14 protein-coding genes are annotated in these 17160 nt (G+C 73.5%); 3 read left to right on the forward strand and 11 right to left on the reverse strand.

Translation table 11 applies throughout. From position 1 onward, the window contains the following. Positions 1–115: 115 nt before the first annotated feature. From IH44_RS0105635 to IH44_RS0105645, 3 genes are all read right to left on the reverse strand, one after another. Entirely contained in the window at positions 116–2002 is a 1887-nt protein-coding gene (locus tag IH44_RS0105635; protein ID WP_030458281.1) for a TerD family protein, read from the reverse strand. A 128-nt stretch (positions 2003–2130) separates the two neighbouring features. After that, on the reverse strand, positions 2131–3462 hold the full coding sequence (locus IH44_RS0105640; protein WP_369794900.1) for a class I SAM-dependent RNA methyltransferase: 1332 nt from the start codon (positions 3460–3462) through the stop codon (positions 2131–2133). Positions 3463–3998: 536 nt separating this feature from the next. Further along, complete coding sequence (locus IH44_RS0105645; RefSeq protein WP_030458283.1) at positions 3999–6089, reverse strand: APC family permease; 2091 nt, start codon at positions 6087–6089, stop codon at positions 3999–4001. Between the two features lie 246 nt (positions 6090–6335). On the opposite strand from IH44_RS0105645, the gene IH44_RS0105650 reads away from it, so the two are divergent. Both IH44_RS0105650 and IH44_RS0105655 read left to right on the forward strand, forming a co-directional pair. Continuing rightward, positions 6336–7004 (forward strand): TrkA family potassium uptake protein, encoded by a 669-nt coding sequence (locus IH44_RS0105650; protein WP_030458284.1) that lies wholly within the window; start codon positions 6336–6338, stop codon positions 7002–7004. Further along, positions 7004–7660: a TrkA family potassium uptake protein gene (locus IH44_RS0105655; RefSeq protein ID WP_030458285.1), complete on the forward strand. Its 657-nt coding sequence runs from the start codon at positions 7004–7006 to the stop codon at positions 7658–7660. The genes IH44_RS0105650 and IH44_RS0105655 overlap by 1 nt, the downstream gene beginning before the upstream one ends. A gap of 69 nt (positions 7661–7729) precedes the next feature. Here IH44_RS0105655 and IH44_RS0105660 read toward each other — a convergent pair whose 3' ends face one another. From IH44_RS0105660 to IH44_RS0105675, 4 genes are all read right to left on the reverse strand, one after another. Continuing rightward, positions 7730–8458 carry a DUF3159 domain-containing protein gene (locus IH44_RS0105660; RefSeq protein ID WP_232794828.1) on the reverse strand — a complete coding sequence of 243 codons (729 nt, stop codon included), beginning with the start codon at positions 8456–8458 and terminating at the stop codon, positions 7730–7732. 17 nt (positions 8459–8475) lie between these two features. After that, complete coding sequence (locus IH44_RS0105665; protein WP_030458287.1) at positions 8476–8886, reverse strand: OB-fold nucleic acid binding domain-containing protein; 411 nt, start codon at positions 8884–8886, stop codon at positions 8476–8478. Between the two features lie 77 nt (positions 8887–8963). Then, positions 8964–9644, reverse strand: coding sequence for a response regulator (locus tag IH44_RS0105670; RefSeq protein ID WP_030458288.1), 681 nt, complete (start codon positions 9642–9644; stop codon positions 8964–8966). Further along, positions 9641–12199, reverse strand: coding sequence for a sensor histidine kinase KdpD (locus IH44_RS0105675; protein WP_030458289.1), 2559 nt, complete (start codon positions 12197–12199; stop codon positions 9641–9643). The genes IH44_RS0105670 and IH44_RS0105675 overlap by 4 nt, the downstream gene beginning before the upstream one ends. Before the next feature lie 139 nt (positions 12200–12338). On the opposite strand from IH44_RS0105675, the gene IH44_RS0105680 reads away from it, so the two are divergent. Next, the gene (locus IH44_RS0105680) at positions 12339–13172 is read left to right on the forward strand and encodes a patatin-like phospholipase family protein (protein WP_030458290.1); all 834 of its coding nucleotides are present in this window, start codon (positions 12339–12341) and stop codon (positions 13170–13172) included. Positions 13173–13256: 84 nt separating this feature from the next. On the opposite strand, the gene IH44_RS0105685 is transcribed toward IH44_RS0105680, so the two are convergent. The 4 genes from IH44_RS0105685 to IH44_RS0105700 all read right to left on the reverse strand — a co-directional run bounded on the left by IH44_RS0105685 (position 13257) and on the right by IH44_RS0105700 (position 17012). After that, the gene (locus tag IH44_RS0105685) at positions 13257–13925 is read right to left on the reverse strand and encodes an ABC transporter ATP-binding protein (RefSeq protein WP_232794831.1); all 669 of its coding nucleotides are present in this window, start codon (positions 13923–13925) and stop codon (positions 13257–13259) included. 11 nt (positions 13926–13936) lie between these two features. After that, the gene (locus tag IH44_RS0105690) at positions 13937–14785 is read right to left on the reverse strand and encodes an ABC transporter ATP-binding protein (protein ID WP_232794832.1); all 849 of its coding nucleotides are present in this window, start codon (positions 14783–14785) and stop codon (positions 13937–13939) included. A gap of 420 nt (positions 14786–15205) precedes the next feature. After that, entirely contained in the window at positions 15206–16315 is a 1110-nt protein-coding gene (locus tag IH44_RS0105695) for a hypothetical protein (protein WP_030458293.1), read from the reverse strand. Then, positions 16308–17012, reverse strand: a complete 705-nt coding sequence (locus IH44_RS0105700; protein WP_063759550.1) for a SigE family RNA polymerase sigma factor — start codon at positions 17010–17012, stop codon at positions 16308–16310. Before IH44_RS0105700 ends, IH44_RS0105695 begins: the two co-directional genes overlap by 8 nt. Positions 17013–17160: the final 148 nt, after the last annotated feature.

A 17160-nucleotide genomic window follows, 5' to 3' on the forward strand; every position in this document is an offset into this window, starting at 1 on the left:
CACCATGTCCGCCCACGCCCCCGCGAAAACCGGCCAACCGTCTCGATCCGCCAACTCCCTTGCCCGCCAAGCGGATCCCCCCGCCGCACGCCAGTACGACGGACGCCCGCCGGGACTACTCCACCTCGACGCCGTACCCGCGCACCAGCGCCTCCAGGCCGTGGTCGTAGCCCTGGCCGACGGCGCGGAAGCGCCACCGCGGGCCCCGGCGGTAGATCTCGGCCAGGAGCAGGGTGCGCTCGCTGGTGGCGGCGTCCAGCGTGGCCTGGGCGACGGCTGGGGCGTCGACGCCCGGGGCGAGCACCACCTGGACCGCCCCGACGCTCCCGAAGGTCTCGGCCCCGTCGATGGCCGCGGCGACCGCGATCCGGTGGGCGGCGGGCGGCAGCGCCGCGAGGTCGACGGCGATGCTCTGCTCGGTGGGGCCGTCGCAGCGGAGCCGGACGGATCCGTCGGGGCTCTCCGGCGCGCCGTAGAAGACGAAGTCCTCGTCGCAGGAGACCTGTTCGTCCTCGTCGAGCACGAAGGCGACGACGTCGATCTCGCAGTCCGCCAGCTGCGCCCAGGAGGCGGCCACGTGCCACTGCCCCGAGGTCGGCAGGTCGATGACTCCGCCGCGCGACAGGACCTCGGCCACCGCGCCGTTCCCGGCCGGGGCGTCCGCCGGCTCCGCCACGGGCGTTCCGAGCCAGCCCTGCGGGTGCACCGGGAGCCCCAGTGCCGTGACGCGGGCCATCCGGCGGTCGAGCTCTCCGCCCGGGAGGAGGACGACGTCGGTGACACCGGCCGAGAGGTTGATCGCTGCCGCCCCGCCCAGTTCGACGACCCGGGCCCGCACGACGGACGCCTCCTGGTGGGTGCCGCCGAGGACCAGGACCCGCCGACGGCCGAACGGCCTGGCCGTGTACGAGGCGGCGGACCGCTGTCGCGGGGGCGCCTCGGCCGGGCTGGGAACAGGCGCCTCGGCGGGGCTGGGAACAGGCGCCTCGGCGGGGCTGGGAACGGGCGGTGCGGCAACCGCGCTCGGCACGGCGGGGGCAGCGGGGCGCTCCGCCACCGACGGCTTCCCCCTCGTCGGCCCTTCGTGCGGCGTCCCCGGTCTCACGTCCGCCAACAGCTTGAGGAACGTGTGCTCGTCGACGACCGTGACGCCCTCAGCGGCCGCCCTCCGCGCCTTCGCCGAACCCGACGCCGAGTCGTTGGTGACCAGGACGCCGGTGTGCCGACTGACCGACGACATGATGTTCAGACCGGCGTCGACGGCTCGAGCCACCAGCTCCGCCCGGGAGGTGGCGGTCTCACCCGTGACCGCGATCTTCATGCCCTGCACCAGCGGGTCCCCCGGCGCCGGACGTCCTGGATTCCGGTAGGCGCACGGGGTCTTCGGCGGCTTCGGCGCGAACTGCGCGTCCTGCCGGGGCGGACAGGCCACCAGTGGCAGCGGGACGCCCAGCCGTGCGGCCTCGGCCAGCGAAGAACGGAAGATCCCCGCGAGGACACGCGTGTCGTCCAGCGCGTCGTGCGCACTGGTCTGCGGCACGCCGTAGTACTCGGCCAGGGCGGCCAGGCTGAGGCTCGCGACGGGTGGTTCCACCCGCCGGTTCAGGGCCAGGGTGCACAGGCGCTGCGCGACGGGGAGGTAGAGCCGGGCCCGGGCGAACTCGTGGGCCAGGAAGTCGTAGTCGAACTGGGCGTTGTGGGCCACCATGACGCGGTCCTGGAGGAGCGCCCCGATCCGGCCCGCCACCTGTTCGAAGGTCGGGGCACCGCTCAGCCGCTCCGCCGTCAGGCCGTGGACGTGCACCGGCCCGGGGTCGCAGCCCGGGTTGAGCAGGGTCGCGTACTCACCGGTCTGGACGCCGTCCGGCCCGAAGGTCAGCACCGCGATCGAGAGGACCCGGTCGCGCCGGGCGACCAGGCCCGACGTCTCGACGTCGACCAGGGCCCAGTCGTGCGCGTAGTCGGACAGGTGTGACACGTCGGGCGGGGAAGCGAGCGGCATGGCTGCAAGGATGGGCCGGGCCCGATCACCGCTTCAAGCCGAACGCCGATTTTCCCCGGCCCGTCCCCGGAAACGCCGCACGGGCGCGGGAAGGGCTCCCGCGCCCGTGTGGAGTGCCCCGTGCGCCGTTACCGGACCGGCTCCAGGATGGCGACGCACTCGAAGTGCTGGGTCATCGGGAACAGGTCGAAGGCCCGCAGCGAGACCGGGCGGTAGCCGCCCTCGCGGAAGAAGGCGAGGTCGCGGGCGAGGGCGGCCGGGTCGCAGGCGACGTAGGCGATCCGGCGGGCGGACAGGGAGCTGAGGTGGGCGACGGTGTCGCGGCCGGCGCCGGCCCGCGGCGGGTCGAGGACGATCAGGTCGGTGGAGGTGATGCCGGTGCGGGGCAGCAGGGTCTCGACCTTGTCGCACTCGATCCGGACGTGCTCCAGCGCGGCCAGGTTGTGCCGGGCGTCGGCGACCGCCTGCTTGCCGGACTCGATGCCGAGCACCGCGCCCTCCTCGCCGACCCGCTCGGCGAGCGCGCCCGCGAACAGGCCGACGCCGCAGTACAGGTCGAGCGCGCTCTCGCCCCACTGCGGGTCGAGCCCGGCGAGGACGGCGTCGACCAGGGTGTCGGGGGCCTCGGGGTGGACCTGCCAGAAGCCGCCCTCGGAGACCCGCCAGGTGCGGTCGGCGGCGCGCTCGCGGACGAAGGTGCGGCCGTGGACGCGGTGGAACAGGTCCTGCTCGTCGATCCGGGCGATGGACGTCTCGCGGTCCAGCTCGACCAGCGGCAGCTGCTCGCCGGGCCGCGGCCGCAGGATCACCTGCCGGTCGGAGGAGCCGGCCGCGGCGATCGCCTCGACGGCGGCCACCCCGGTCCAGTCGCGGGACTCGATGCCGAGCTCGCTGACGCCGGGCGCGGCGATCAGGCAGCGGTCGATCGGCTGGACGTCGTGCGAGCGGTGCTTGCGCAGGCCGATCACGCCCTCCTCGTCCACCGCGTACTGCACCCGGGTGCGCCAGGCCGGGACCTCGCCCGCGGGGAGCTTGCCGCCGACCGGCTCGACCGAGCCGTCCCAGCGGGCCTCCTCGGGGGTGAGGCCGGCCAGCTTGGCGAGCTGCTCGGTGAGGACGGCGGCCTTGAGCTTGCGCTGCCCGCCGGGGGTGACGTGCTGCCAGTCGCAGCCGCCGCACTTGCCGGGGCCGGAGAACGGGCAGGGCGCCTCGATCCGGTCCTTGGAGGCCTCCAGCACCTCCACCGCGTCGGCCCGCAGGAAGCGCGAGGTGGTGGTGCCCTCGGTGACCTGCACGACGACCCGCTCGCCGGGCAGCGCGTGCCGGACGAACAGCACCCGGCCCTCGTGCCGGGCCACGCAGTGCCCGCCGTGCGCGACCGGCCCGACCTCGACCTCGTAGCGCTCGCCGACCAGCGGGTCCCCGGAGGGCTGCCGCAGCACCGGCTGCGCGGGCCGCAGCACCTTCGGCGGGCGCACCGCCCCGGGCTTGCGCCCCTGCCGGGCCGGCTTCTTCCCGCCCGTGCCCCCGGCAGCGCCCTGCGCCTGCTTCGCCGCCTTCGCCGCCTTCTCGGTCTTCTCGGTCTTCGGCGCGGCCTTCCCGGCCTTCGCCGCCTTCTCGGTCTTCGGGGCAGCCTGCTCGGCCTTCGCGGGGCGCTGCTCGGCGGGCACGGGCGGCAGGCTGCGGGCGGTGTTGCCCTCCCGGTCGGTGGCCTCCGGCCGGGCGGGTCGGCTGCTCCAGCGCGGGTGCGCGACCTGCCCCGGCTTGGCGCCGGACGTGCGGCCGGGGCGGCCCTGGCGACCGGAGGAGCGGGGCGGGTTGTTGCGGGTCACGGGGGTCGCTTCCTTACGGGAGACAGCGGGAGGACGAGCGGGGTGGAGCGGGCGGAGCGGGTGGAGCGCGCCGTGCGGCAAACACGGCGGCCCGCGGCGGACCGGGAAGGATCCGCCACGGGCCCATTGAAGGCCATGCGGGGGTCGGACGGGCCGCGCGAGCCTCAGTCGCGCGGCGCGGTGTCCGTCCCGCCCCGGCCCTCGTCGGCCGGACCGGTCGAACCGGCCGAACCGGCCGGACTCGCCGAACCGGCCGGCGCCGGCCGCCGCCGCGGCTCGCCGCGGCGCACCGCGCCGGGCGCGGACCACGCCTTGGGCGGCTTGCGCCGCTCCGAGGACTCCAACTGCCAGGGTACGGAGGTCACCATCACGCCGGGCTTGAACAGCAGCCGCCCCTTGAGCCGCAGCGCGCTCTGGTTGTGCAGCAGGTGCTCGTACCAGTGGCCGACCACGTACTCGGGGATGTAGACCGCGACGACGTCGCGCGGGCTGGAGCGGCGCAGGTTCTTGACGTACTCCAGCACCGGCCCGGTGACCTCGCGGTACGGGGAGTCCAGGACCTTCAGCGGGACGTCGAGGCCGCGCTCGTCCCAGTCCTGCCGCAGCGCCGCGGTGTCCTCGGGGTCGACGTTGACGGTGACGGCCTCCAGGGTCTGGGCGCGGGCGAGGCGGGCGTACGCGAGGGCGCGCAGCGCGGGCTTGTGGATCTTGGAGACCAGCACGATGGCGTGCACCCGGGTCGGCGGGGCGGCGTCGTCGGGCTCCTCGGCGGCCTTGAGCTCGGCGTTGACCCGGTCGTAGTGGCGGCGGATCGCCTTCATCATGACGAACAGCACGACCATCAGGGCGATGGCGATCCAGGCGTGGCCGATCTTGGTGGCGAGCACCACGATCAGCACGGCCATGGTCATCACCAGGCCGAAGGTGTTGATCGCCCGGCTGCGCTGCATGTGGGCGCGCTTCTTCGGGTCGGTCTCGGTCTTCAGCAGCCTGGTCCAGTGCCGGATCATGCCGGACTGGCTCATGTTGAACGCCACGAAGACGCCGACGATGTACAGCTGGATCAGCCGGTTCGGGTCGGCGCCGAACGCCACGATGAACAGGATCGCCGCGCCGGCCAGCAGCACGATGCCGTTGGAGAAGGCGAGCCGGTCGCCGCGGGTGTGCAGCTGCCGGGGCAGGTAGCGGTCCTGGGCGAGGATCGAGCCGAGCACCGGGAAGCCGTTGAAGGCGGTGTTGGCGGCCAGCACCAGGATCAGGCCGGTGGTGGCGGCGACGAAGTAGAAGCCGGGCGTGAAGTTGGAGAACACCGCTTCGGAGATCTGCGCCAGCACGGTCTTCTGGTGGTAGTCCGCGGGCGCGCCGATCAGCTGCTCGGCCGGGTTCTCGGCCATCTGCGTGCCGGTCAGGTGGGCCAGGTAGATGATGCCCATGAACATCGTCACGGCGATGGAGGCCATCATCAGCAGCGTGGTCGCCGCGTTCTTGCTCTTCGGCTTGCGGAACGCCGGGACGCCGTTGGAGATCGCCTCCACACCGGTCAGCGCGGCGCAGCCCGAGGAGAACGCCTTCAGCAGCAGGAACACCAGCGCGAACCCGGCCAGCGAGCTGTTCCCGGGCGTCGCCGCCAGGTGGTACGAGGAGCTCTCCGCGGGCAGCGCGGCCCCGAACCCGAAGTGCCTGATCAGGCCGTACACCACCATGCCCATGACGCCGACCATGAACGCGTACGTCGGGACGGCGAACGCCGAGCCGGACTCGCGCACGCCGCGCAGGTTCATCCCCATCAGCAGGATGACCAGGAACACCGACAGCGCCATCTCGTGCCCGCGCAGCGCGGGCACCGCCGAGACCACGTTGGCCACGCCGGAGGTGGTCGACACCGCCACGGTGAGGATGTAGTCGACCATCAGCGCGCTCGCCACCACCAGGCCGGAGTTCGGCCCGTGGTTGACGGTGGCGACCTCGTAGTCGCCGCCGCCGCTCGGGTAGGCGTGCACGTTCTGCCGGTAGGAGGCGACCACCGCGAGCATCACGATGGCGACCACGACGCCGATCTGCCACGAGAAGTGGATGGCCGAGGCGCCGGCCAGCGACAGCGTCAGCAGGATCTCCTCGGGCGCGTACGCGACGGAGGAGAGCGCGTCCGAGGCGAACACCGGCAGCGCGATCCGCTTGGGGAGGAGCGTCTCCCCCAGCTTGTCGCTGCGCAGCGCACGCCCGATCAGGATGCGTTTCGGTAGGTCAGCAGGCATAGGCACAACAAGGGATCGTAAGGGCTCCGGGTGGCACCGGATGCCTCGCGGGGCCACCTTGCTCGCGACTGTGTTCGGCGGACCGGCTAGCGTGTCGGCAGAAGGGTTTGCGGGCAACACCGAGTTGCCCCCTCGCGTCGGATCACAGGCGCGGCCGACAAGTGGCCCCCGAAATCGGGTGCACGGAAGGACGATGAGCGGTGTTTACGCAGGTCATGACCCCAATGGATCGGGTGAGGTAGGCGCGTGCACATCGTCATCATGGGCTGCGGACGCGTGGGCTCCGCCCTGGCCAGAACGCTCGAGAAACAAGGCCACTCGGTCGCGGTCATCGACCAGGACCCGACCGCTTTCCGACGGCTCGGCGCGGGCTTCAACGGCCGCCGGGTCACCGGCGTCGGCTTCGACCAGGACACCCTGAAGGAAGCCGGCATCGAGGAGGCGGGCGCCTTCGCCGCCGTCTCCAGCGGTGACAACTCGAACATCATCGCGGCCCGGGTGGCCCGGGAGAACTTCGGCGTCGAGCACGTCGCGGCCCGCATCTACGACCCGCGCCGCGCCGAGGTCTACCAGCGGCTGGGCATCCCGACCGTGGCCACCGTCCGCTGGACCGCCGACCAGATGCTGCGCCGGCTGCTGCCCAGCGGCGCCGAGCCGGTCTGGCAGGACCCGTCGGGCTCGGTCCAGCTCGCCGAGGTCGCCTTCACCCCCGCCTGGGTCGGCCACCGGCTCTCCGAGCTGGAGGAGGCCGCCGGCGTCCGGGTGGCGTTCGTCACCCGGGTCGGCGAGGGCGTGCTGCCCACCCCGCAGATGGTGGTCCAGGAGGGCGACCTGGTGCACGTGATGCTGCGCCGCAACGAACTGACCGCGGTCGAGGCGGCGTTCGCCAAGGGCCCCGAGGAGGCTGGTCACTGATGCGCGTCGCCATTGCCGGAGCCGGAGCCGTCGGCCGTTCGATCGCCGGGGAGCTGCTGGAGAACGGCCACGAGGTCCTGCTGATCGACAAGAACCCGAACTCCATCTCGGTGGAGCGGGTCCCGCTCGCCGAGTGGCTGCTCGCCGACGCCTGCGAGATCACCTCGCTGGACGAGGCCGCGCTGCAGCGCTGCCACGTGGTGATCGCCGCCACCGGCGACGACAAGGTCAACCTGGTGGTGTCGCTGCTCGCCAAGACCGAGTACGGCGTGCCGCGGGTGGTCGCCCGGGTGAACAACCCGAAGAACGAGTGGCTGTACAACGAGTCCTGGGGCGTGGACGTCGCGGTCTCCACCCCGCGCCTGATGTCGGCGCTGGTCGAGGAGGCGGTGAGCGTCGGCGACCTGGTCCGCCTGATGCGCTTCTCGCAGGGCAACGCCAACCTGGTCGAGCTGACCCTGGCCGCGGACACCGCCCTGGTCGGCACCCGGGTCGGCGACGTCGCCTGGCCGGTGGACACCGCGCTGGTGACCATCATCCGCGAGGGCCGGGTGCTGGTCCCCGGCGGCAGCGACACCCTGGAGGCCGGGGACGAGCTGCTGTTCGTCGCCGCCCAGGAGCGCGAGGAGGAGCTGGAGACGCTGCTGGCCGGCTGATCCCGCCCCGCTCCACGACGGAGGGCCCCGCGCGGTGCGCGGGGCCCTCCGGTCACTCCTGCGGCTCCGTCACTTCCGCGGTTCCGCCTCGTCCTCGTCCAGCTCCGCCTTGATCGGCGGCGGCGCGGTCAGCAGGATCCGCCAGGTCACGTACATCGCCAGCAGCAGCGGCGGGATGCCGAGCGCGACCTTCAGCCAGCCCAGCAGGTTGATGTTGTGGGTGAAGTACAGCGGGAACAGGATCACCGGCTTCAGGCCCATGATCAGCACCCAGGCCCAGGTCGCCCTGGTGTAGGCGGCCAGCCGGCCGGGGTTCTGCTTGCGCCAGGTGAACATCTCGCCGGTGATCGGGCCGAGCATCAGGCCGATCATCGGCCAGCGCACCAGGGCGGAGACCGCCAGCGCCAGGCAGTAGCCGACGTTCCACAGCAGGCCCGGCAGGTAGAAGTCCTCGGCCTTGCCGGTCTTCATCGAGATCCAGGCGCCGATCGCCACGCCGAACACGCCGGAGAAGGCGTGCTGGATGGTCTCCCGGCGGGCCAGCCGGAGCACCACGAACACCGCGCACAGCGCCAGCGCCGACCAGGCGGCCACCGGCACCTTGTGGGTGATGTTGAACGCGACGATGTACACCAGGCCGGGCAGCGTCATGTCGATCATGCCGCGGACGCCGCCGAAGGCCTTGAGCACCGTCTCGGCCGCCTCCTTCGAGGCGTCCCGCTCCGGCTCGGCCGCGGGCTGCTCGTACACCCCGGGCTGCCCGTCGTCCTGCGGGCCGTTCGGACCGTGTGCGGTCACCCTGATCGCCTCGTTGCTCACGCGGACTCGCTCCCGTGTCCCACCGGACGCAGCTCGTAGCGGGGATTGAAGAGCACGCGGCGCCCGCGTGCGTGGCTGATCCGGCCGCTGGCGATGAGGCGGCGGCCCGGCTCTATGCCCACGATCGAGCGCCGGCCCAGCCACACCACGTCCAGCGCCTCGGTGCCGTCGAACAGCTCGGCCTCCAGCGCGGGCACCCCCGCGCGCGGGCGGAGCGTGACGGTGCGCAGGGTGCCGGCGACGGTGACGATCTCGCGGTCGCCGCAGGCGGCGATCGGGGTGCAGCCCGCCTCCGCGGTGTCCTGCCGCAGCTCCTCGGCCTCCAGCTCCTCGGAGGAGGAGGTCAACCGGCTCAGCATGCGGCGGAAACGGCCCTGCGGCTGGTCGCCGGTGTTGTCACCACTCATGCCGGAAGGGTACCGGTTCGCCGGTGCCGGGCGGCAGGGCCGCGGGTGGGCCCGATCACCCGTCCGCCGGTGCTCCGTCACGGCTCGAAGCGGTAGCCCATGCCCGGTTCGGTGATGAAGTGCCGGGGGTGCGAGGGGTCCGCCTCCAGCTTGCGGCGCAGCTGCGCCAGGTAGACCCGCAGGTAGTTGGTCTCCTTGCGGTAGGCGGGCCCCCACACCTCCTGGAGCAGCTGGGTCTGGCTGACCAGCCGCCCGGAGTTGCGCACCAGCACCTCCAGCAGGTGCCACTCGGTGGGGGTGAGCCGGACGTCCGCGCCCTGGCGGTTGACCTTCTTCGCGGCCAGGTCGACGGTGAAGCCCTCGGTGGTGATCACCGACTCGCCCTCGGCGGTGACCGGTTCGGCCCGGCGGACGGCGGCCCGCATCCGGGCCAGCAGCTCGTCCATGCCGAACGGCTTGGTGACGTAGTCGTCGGCGCCGGCGTCCAGCGCCTCGACCTTCTCGTCGGAGGCGTGCCGGGCGGACAGCACGATGATCGGCACCCTGGTCCAGCCGCGCAGGCCGCGGATCACCTCGACGCCGTCCATGTCGGGCAGGCCCAGGTCGAGGACCACCACGTCGGGGTGCCGGGCGGCGGCCAGTTCCAGGGCGCTCGCGCCGTCGTGCGCGGAGTCCACCTCGTACTTGCGGGCCTTGAGGTTGATCACCAGGGCGCGGACGATCTGCGGTTCGTCGTCCACCACGAGGACCCGGGTCATGCGGGACCGGCCTTTCGCTTGTCGGGGAGTGCCAGCTCGACGGCGGGGAGCGAGACCACCATGGTCAGCCCGCCGCCGGGGGTGTCCTCGGCGGTGACGGTGCCGCCCATCGCCTCGGCGAAGCCGCGCGCCACCGCCAGGCCGAGGCCCACCCCGGCGCCGCGCGGGGCGTCGCCGAGGCGCTGGAACGGGGCGAAGATCCGCTCCCGGGCCTCCTCGGGGACGCCCGGTCCGCGGTCGACCACCCGCAGTTCGACCCGGCCGTCCCGTTCCAGCAGATCCGCCTTCACCAGGACGGGTGAGTTCGGCGGCCCGTACTTGACGGCGTTCTCCACCAGGTTGGCCAGCACCCGCTCCAGCAGCCCCGCGTCGGCCCGCACCATCGGCAGCGACTCCGCCACGTCGAGGCGCACGCTGCCCGGCGGCACGCCGCCCAGCGCGAACGGCACCACCTCGTCCAGGTCGGTGGGCTGCAGCAGCGGGGTGACGGTGCCGGTCTGCAGGCGGCTCATGTCCAGCAGGTTGTTGATCAGGTGGTCGAGCCGGTCCGCGCCGGACTCGATCCCGGCCAGCAGCTCGGCCTCGTCCTCCGGGTCCCACTCGACGTCCTCGGCGCGCAGCGAGGAGACCGCCGCCTTGATCCCGGCCAGCGGGGTGCGCAGGTCGTGCGAGACGGCGGCCAGCAGCGCGGTGCGGATCCGGTTGCCCTCCGCCTCCCGGCGGGCCGCGGCCGCCTCCCCGGCCAGCCGGCGGCGCTCCAGCAGGACGGCCGCCTGGTTGGCGAACGCGCCGAGCATCCGCCGGTCCTCGGCGGGCAGCACCCGGCCGCGCAGCACCAGCGCGAGCCGCTCGCCGACCGGGACGTCCACGTCGGCCTGCTCCGGCCCGGCCGGCGGGCGCGGACCCACCGCGGCGGCGGCCTGCCACGGCCCGTGCGGCTCGGCACGCTCCAGCAGCGCCACCGCCTCCTGCTGGAAGGTCTCCCGGACCTGCTCCAGCAGCGCCGTCAGCACCCCCTCGCCGGTGGGTGCGCCGCGCAGCACCGTGCCGGCCAGCGCGGACAGCGTCTGCGCCTCGGCCTGGGCCCGGGCCGCGACGTGGCTGCGCCGGGCCGCCAGGTCGACCACGGTGGCGACCGCGATGCCGACCGCGGCGAAGATCGCCACCGCGACGATGTTCTCCGGCTGGGCGATGGTGAAGGTGTGGATGGGGGGCGTGAAGTAGTAGTTGAGCGCCGAGGAGGACACCAGCGCGGAGGCGATCGCCGGGAACAGCCCGCCCACCAGCGCCGCGCACACCGTCAGCGACAGGAACAGCAGCATGTCGGTGGAGAGCCCCGGACCGTGCAGCTGCGTGAGCGCCAGCGCCAGCAGCGGCGGCCCGACCACCCCGATCGCCCAGCCCGCGACCGTCCTGGTCCGGCCCAGGTCGGTGACCTTGCGGATCGGGATCCGGCCCCGGCCGCGCGCCGCGTGCTCGTGGTTGACCATGTGGACGTCGATGTCGCCGGAGTCCCTGGTCACCGTGTAGCCGACGCCCGGCCCGTACACGTACTGCCAGACCCTGCGGCGGCTGGTGCCGATCACGATCTGGGTGGCGTTGACGCCGCGGGCGAAGTCCAGCAGCCCGGCCGCCGGGTCGTCGCCGAGCACCGAGTGGAAGCTGCCGCCCAGGCTCTCCACCAGCGCCCGCTGCTCGATCAGCGCCTGCGGGGAGGAGCCGGTCAGCCCGTCGGAGCGCGAGATGTGCACCGCCAGCAGCTCGCCCGCGCTGTGGCGGGCCGCGATCCGGGCCGCCCGGCGCACCAGCGTGGCGCCCTCCGGGCCGCCGGTCAGACCGACCACGATCCGCTCCCGGGCCTGCCAGGTGCCCTGGATGCCCTGCTCGGCCCGGTAGCGCTGCAGGTACTCGTCGACCCGGTCGGCCGTCCACAGCAGCGCCAACTCGCGCAGCGCCGTCAGGTTGCCGGGCCGGAAGTAGTGCGCGAGCGCCGCGTCCACCTTGTCCGGCGCGTACACGTTGCCGTGCGCGAGGCGGCGGCGCAGCGCCTGCGGGGACATGTCGACCAGCTCGATCTGGTCCGCCCGGCGCACCACCTCGTCCGGGACGGTCTCCCGCTGCCGGACCCCGGTGATGCCCTCGACCACGTCCCCCAGCGACTCCAGGTGCTGGACGTTGACGGTGGAGACCACGTCGATGCCGGCCGCCAGCAGCTCCTCGACGTCCTGCCAGCGCTTGGCGTGGCGCGAGCCCGGGACGTTGGTGTGGGCGAGCTCGTCGACCAGCGCGACCGCCGGGTCGCGGGCCAGCACCGCGTCCAGGTCCAGCTCGGTGAACTCGGCGCCCCGGTGGGTGACCGTCCGGCGCGGGACGGTCTCCAGGCCCTCCAGCAACTCGGCGGTGCGGACCCGGCCGTGGGTCTCCACGAAGCCGACGACCACGTCCGCGCCGCGTTCGAGCCGCCGGTGCGCCTCGGACAGCATGGCGTGGGTCTTGCCGACGCCGGGGGCCGCCCCGAGGTAGATCCGCAGCCTGCCGCGGGCCGTGTGCACCATGCGTCAGAGACTACGGCCACCAATCGCAATATCCGCTGATCAGACGGGCCGGGGCCGAGAATTGTCAACTTCTTGACGCCCACCGCCGCCGATTGGGCCAGAATTCCGGGGAATCGAACAATTCGAGGGAGAACCACCCATGCGCGGACTCGTACTCGGCGGCGGCGGACTCGCCGGCATCTCCTGGGAGACCGGCCTGCTGCACGGCCTCGCCGAAACCGGACTCGACCTCCCCGGCACCGCCGACCACGTCCTCGGCACCTCCGCCGGCGCCACCGTCGCCGGCCAACTCGCCTCCGGCCTCCCGCTCGCCGAGCTCTACCGCCGACAGACCGACCCGACCGCCCAGAACCACGAGATCGTCCCGCCCGCCGAGGCCGTCGCCGCCCTCTTCGAAACCTTCCACGGCCTGCTCACCGAGATCACCGACCCCGACGAACTGCGCCGCCGCGTCGGCGCGTTCGCCCTCGCCGCCGACACCGTCCCGGCCGCCGACCGGCTCGCCGTCATCGCCGGCCGCCTCCCCGGCCACGACTGGCCCGCCTGGCCGCTCACCCTCACCGCCGTCGACGCCGACACCGGCCGGCCCCGCACCTTCGACCGGCACAGCGGCGTCCCCCTGGTCGACGCCGTCGCCGCCAGCTGCGCCGTCCCCGGCATCTGGCCCACCGTCGAGATCGACGGCCACCGCTACATGGACGGCGGCATCCGCAGCTCCAACAACGCCGACCTGATGACCGGCCAGCCCGTCGTCCTGGTCCTCGCCCCGATGGCCGACCCGTTCCTCGCCCCCGAACTGGCCCTGCTCGAAGCCGCCGGACAGTACGTCCTCGCCGTCACCCCCGACGAGGACTCCCTCGCCGCCGCCGGCCCCAACCCGCTCGACACCACCGTCCGCACCCCCTCCGCCGAAGCCGGCCGGGCCCAGGGCCACCGGATCGCCGACCAGGTCCGCGAACTCTGGACGCCCTGACGCCCGTTCGGGACGGGGACGGCCCACTGCACGGCGGCGGCCCCGCCCCTTCCGGTTTTCGGTCTCCGGTCTCCGGTCTCCGGTCTACGACTCGACGATCCTGCCGTCCCGCAGCTCCAGCACCCGGTCCGCCAGCTCCATCAACTGCGGGTCGTGCGTCGCCACCAGCGCCGTCACCCCCTCGCTGCGCACCACCGCGCGCAGCAACTGCATGATCGCCAACCCGGTGTCCGAGTCCAGCTGACCGGTCGGCTCGTCCGCGATCAGCAGCGCCGGCTCGTTCGCCAACGCCCGCGCCACCGCCACCCGCTGCTGCTGACCGCCCGACATCTCGGTCGGCCGCTGCTCCGCGTGCTCCGCCAGCCCCACCATCGCCAGCAGCGTCCGGACCCGCTCCTCGCGCTCCTTCACCGCCACCTTGCGCAGCCGCATCGGCACCCCGACGTTCTCCGCCGCCGTCAGCACCGAGATCAGGCCGAACGACTGGAACACGAAACCGATCCGGTCCCGCCGCAGCTCCAACCGGCCCGCCTCGTCCAGCCCCGCCAGGTCCGTCCCGGCAATGCTGATCTTCCCCGCGGACGGCGTGTCCAGCCCGCCCACCAGGTTCAGCAGCGTCGTCTTGCCCGAACCCGACCGGCCCCGCAGCGCCGTCAACTCCCCGGCCTTCGCCGTGAACGACACCCCGCGCACCGCGTGCACCGCCCGGTCGCCCTCCCCGAACGTCCGGTGCACGTCCTCCACGACCACCATCGCCCCGCTGCTCACCCGCGCACCTCTTCCTCGGCCGGCCACACCCCGATGTGGTCCTCTTCCAACGCCAACCGCACCCGACGGCTGAGCTGCAACGCCTCCGTGAAGTCCGACGGCAACTGCAGCCGGCCCACCCGGTCCAGCACCGCGTACTCCACCCCCGGCTCGCCCCGCTCGGGACGCAGCACCTCCGTCGAGGTCCGCCCGTTGCGGATCCGCACGGTCCGGCGCACTTCCTGCGCCACCATAAGGTCATGGGTGACGATCAGCACCGTCACCCCCAACTCCTCGTTCACCGAACGCAGCGCCGCGAAGATCTCCTCGCTGGTCGCACTGTCCAGCTCGCCCGTCGGCTCGTCCGCCAGCAGCAGCGCCGGGGAGTTCGCGTTCCCCACCGCGATCGCCACCCGCTGCTGCTCACCGCCCGACAACTCGGCCGGCCGCCGACCCGCCAGGTGCCCGATCCCGAGCAGCTCCAGCAACTCCCCCGCCAACCGCCGCCGGTCCCGCCGCGGCACGCCCGCGTACCCCATCGGCAGCATCACGTTCTCCGCCGCCGTCAGGTACGGCAGCAGGTTGCGCGCCGTCTGCTGCCACACGAAGCCGACCTTCCGGCGCCGGAAGTCCAGCCGCTCGCGCTTGCCCATCGCCAACAGGTCGTGCCCCGCCACCCGGGCGCTGCCCGCCGTCGGCACGTCCAACCCCGCGAGGATCCCCAGCAGCGTCGACTTCCCCGAACCCGAGGCCCCGACCACCGCGATCAACTCGCCGTCCGCCACCACCAGGTCCAGCCCCTGCAGGGCCTGCACCTCCACCCCCTCGGAACGGTGGATGCGCACCAGGTTCTCGCACACCACCATGCCCTCCTCGGGCGGCGGCCCCTCCGCGGCCGCCCTCCTGCGCAGCTCCGCAAGATCCGGCACCGCCTCCACGGCCTCGACCCCCACGCCCACCCCCTCCGACCGGAGCCCGACGGCTCACCACGGCCTCGTCCCACCAGGTCCTGCCAGGTTCTGTCAGGTCCTGTCAGGAGGACACCGGGCCGGACGGTGGGGGCAGTCCCCTGTTCTGCCCCCGCCGTCCGGCCCCGCGCTTCCCCCCTCGACCGACGCCCACACAGCGACGGTCCCAACACTCCAACGCCGCCCGAAGCAGGCGGGTTGCACAGGATTCCGAACTTTTTTCGAAAGCCCCCGTGCGTGCTGCCTTCCTGCTCCTTGCCGTTCCCCTCGTCCTTGCGCTTGCCCTCGTCCTGGTGCTGCTGGTGCTTGTCCTGGTCCTCAGCCGACCGGCACGATCGACTGCTCCGGCGCCCCCAGCGCCAGGAACTCCGCCGCCGAAGCCCGGAACGGGCCCGACGCCCCCGCCTCCGGCGCCACCCCGCGCCCGCCCCGGTGCACCACCAGCACCGCCACCTTCGACCCGCGGAGGTGCACCGCGACCTCCTCCGCCGCCACCGAGGGCTGCCGCATCCCCAGCGCCACCACCCCGACCGCCCGACCCTCCACCGTCCAACCCGCACCGGAGTCCACGCACGCCCCGCCCCCCAGCAGCCGGGCCCGCGCGATCTCCGCGTCCGCCACCGTCCCGAAGCTCAGCACGTACTGACGCGCCGTCGCTCCGCCCGTCCCACCGTCCGCGTACGTCTCCCCCCACACCCGCTCCGCCCCCACCGACGTCACCAGCCACGGCAGGCACTCCTCCGCGAACAGCGAACCCGGGCCCGCGGACGGCGACACCGAAGCCTGTACTGAATCCTGTGCCGACGCCGTCCCGGAGGGCGTGGCCGTGGCCGTGCCGGTAGCGGTGCCGGTGGCGGAGGACATGGGGCCGGCGCTCGCCGACGGGCTCGCCGGCGACGCCACCACCGCCCACGGGCCGTACCCGCCCAGCACCCGCGGCAGCCGTGCCACCCCCAACGCCAGCGCCCGCACCTCCGGCTCCGCCGACTCCAACGGCAGCACCTCCCAGGCCGGAACCGCGGTCGACCGCATGCCCGTACCCGCCGTCGACGTCGGAACCGGAGCCGGCGTCAGGGTCGGCGGGAGCGAAGGGAGTTGCGGCAGCGCCAACGTCACCGACTCCCCCGGCCGCGGCAACGCCGACTGCTGCACCGGCACCCCCGCCACCCCGTGCTCGCCCCCCACCGGCACCACCGACACCGTCGTCCACAGCGCCGCGACACCCAGCACCCCCGCCCCGACCACCGCACCCGCCCGACGCCGACGCCTGCGCCGCGACCCGCGCCGCACCACCTCCGCGCTCTCCGGCGCCGGCACCCGCAGCACCACCTCACGCCGCAGCCCGTCGAACATCGCCTCCAACCGGGCAGCCCCGATCGCCGGACGGTCCTCCGCCTCGTCCACCTCCGGTAGTTCGGACCTAGACATGCGACCCGCAGTCCTCCGCCACCCGCACCTGCTCCCCCGTCAACACCACCGCCACCGGCCCCCCTTCACCGCTGTCGCCCCCCGCCGTCCGCTGCTCCGCCACGCCCCGCCCCTCACCCGCGGCAGCCGCCCGAACCGGCCGCAGCGGCGCGCCCACCGGCTCCTCGACGACCACCGCCGGCTCTTCCCCCAACAACACCGCCAACGCCTGCCGCCCCCGGTGCAATCGCGCCTTCACCGTCCCCACCGGCACTCCCTCGTCCGCAGCGATCTCCGCCACCGAACGACCCCCCATGTGGTGCCACACCAACGCCGACCGCTGCGCCTCCGGCAACCGCCGCAACGCCTCCACCAACGCCACCGTCTCCGGCCCCGGCCCCGGAACCGGCGACTGCCCGTCCCCGTGCCGGATCCAGCTCTGCAACGCCGTCCGGGCCCGCCGCCACCTGCTGATCGCGATCCGCTGCCCCGTCAACCGCACCCACGCCACCGGATTCTCGTGCGACACCAGCCGCCCCCAGTGGTTCCAGGCCCGCACGAACGCCTCCTGGGCAGCGTCCTGCGCCTCACCCAGATCCCCCGTCAGCGCGTACAGATGCGCCACCAGTTGCCCGTACGCCGCCTCGTAGAACGCCCGAAAGTCGTCTTCGCCCCGACCGGCTCTGCCACCGGCCCCCTCGCCCTGCTGCACGACCATGACGCCACAGTGTGCCGTGCACCGCCCCACCCGGCAATACTCCCGGCCCGGCCCGGAAATGCAGAAAGGGCCCCAGCCTGACGGCTGGAGCCCTTTCTTGAATGATTGTTCGGCGGCGTCCTACTCTCCCACAGGGTCCCCCCTGCAG

This window comes from Kitasatospora sp. NRRL B-11411 (genome assembly GCF_000721345.1).
Classification (GTDB): domain Bacteria; phylum Actinomycetota; class Actinomycetes; order Streptomycetales; family Streptomycetaceae; genus Kitasatospora; species Kitasatospora cineracea.

Coding starts and splice junctions, on each gene's coding strand:
- IH44_RS0105635 (WP_030458281.1), bottom strand. CDS start 2,002: ATGCCGCTCGCTTCCCCGCCCGACGTGTCACACCTGTCCGACTACGCG.
- IH44_RS0105645 (WP_030458283.1), bottom strand. CDS start 6,089: ATGCCTGCTGACCTACCGAAACGCATCCTGATCGGGCGTGCGCTGCGC.
- IH44_RS0105655 (WP_030458285.1), top strand. CDS start 7,004: ATGCGCGTCGCCATTGCCGGAGCCGGAGCCGTCGGCCGTTCGATCGCC.
- IH44_RS0105665 (WP_030458287.1), bottom strand. CDS start 8,886: ATGAGTGGTGACAACACCGGCGACCAGCCGCAGGGCCGTTTCCGCCGC.
- IH44_RS0105670 (WP_030458288.1), bottom strand. CDS start 9,644: ATGACCCGGGTCCTCGTGGTGGACGACGAACCGCAGATCGTCCGCGCC.
- IH44_RS0105675 (WP_030458289.1), bottom strand. CDS start 12,199: ATGGTGCACACGGCCCGCGGCAGGCTGCGGATCTACCTCGGGGCGGCC.
- IH44_RS0105680 (WP_030458290.1), top strand. CDS start 12,339: ATGCGCGGACTCGTACTCGGCGGCGGCGGACTCGCCGGCATCTCCTGG.
- IH44_RS0105685 (WP_232794831.1), bottom strand. CDS start 13,925: ATGGTGGTCGTGGAGGACGTGCACCGGACGTTCGGGGAGGGCGACCGG.
- IH44_RS0105690 (WP_232794832.1), bottom strand. CDS start 14,785: ATGGTGGTGTGCGAGAACCTGGTGCGCATCCACCGTTCCGAGGGGGTG.
- IH44_RS0105695 (WP_030458293.1), bottom strand. CDS start 16,315: ATGTCTAGGTCCGAACTACCGGAGGTGGACGAGGCGGAGGACCGTCCG.
- IH44_RS0105700 (WP_063759550.1), bottom strand. CDS start 17,012: ATGGTCGTGCAGCAGGGCGAGGGGGCCGGTGGCAGAGCCGGTCGGGGC.